1 protein-coding gene is annotated in these 956 nt (G+C 57.5%); it reads left to right on the top strand.

Annotated features, from left to right (window positions below):
- A partial coding sequence (locus tag EN935_RS41200; RefSeq protein ID WP_164771805.1) for a hypothetical protein occupies window positions 1–517 on the top strand: 517 nt, incomplete at its 5' end.
- Window positions 518–956: the final 439 nt, after the last annotated feature.

The following is a 956-nucleotide window of genomic DNA, read 5'->3' on the forward strand; positions in this document are numbered from 1 at the left end:
CGACGAGGAAAAGAAGATCGCGGCCCAGCGCGAGGCTGACGAAAGAAACTCGAGGGCAGCCCGCCAGGCTGATCTGCGCCAGAAGAACGGGCCGGCCGCGACCACACTTCTGAACCTCTTTTCGGATGGCCTAAAGCGGACCGTCCTAGGCCCGGCGGATAAGGCCAGCCCGTCTTCCGGGATCGATATCGAGACCCTGTTCCCTGACTTTGCAAAGTGGACTGCCGGCCTTTCACACGACAACTGGAAGCCCACGGACGTGGCCTCTGAGATCCAGGACTATGGCACCATCAACTGGAAGGGCCGGAACCTTGACGGCATCGTCGTGAAGGCAACTGTCAAGATGGCGAGCGCAGAACGCGGGCAGTACAAGGACGAGTGCTTCCTATTTGGCGCGGTAATGGACGGCGAATTCCAGATGGTTCGCGACCCTTACGAGTCCAGGTGCACCGACACCGACGCATCCGCCCATTGGGCTGTCGGACACGAGCTCAAAAGTCTTTGGGTTGCCAATTAGCTCGACATGCTTCCAGCATCTTGTCTGGCAGTGGTGGCGTCGTCTTGAGGTTCGTTGCCTTCCTCTTTTGAAGTTCTGGCCCAGAATGACCGACATAGGCTCGCCTAGAACGGCAGCTTATCGCAAATCCCAGCCGAAACCTGCCAGGCCGGTAGCGGCCACAAATCTGCCGGTCAGAAATGCGCCACTGGTGTGCCATTGGCCTCCACCAACGCATACCGGTAGACTAGTTGTTTGGTTACGAAGACCGAGACTGGAGCAACGGGGACGGCATATGTCGGCGACTGCGTTTGCATTGACTGGATTCATCTCGTGGGCACTGGGACTGCTGATTGTGATGGAAGTGATCCGTATGTATCTGGTGATCTCTGGAAAGGTCGCAGCAAACGGCTTTACGCCAGATAACGCGGCTCTTTCCCCCTTTATGCAGAGGTTAGCC

The sequence above is a fragment of the Mesorhizobium sp. M7D.F.Ca.US.004.03.1.1 genome, assembly GCF_003998635.1.
In the GTDB taxonomy this organism is placed as follows: Bacteria; Pseudomonadota; Alphaproteobacteria; order Rhizobiales; family Rhizobiaceae; genus Mesorhizobium; species Mesorhizobium loti.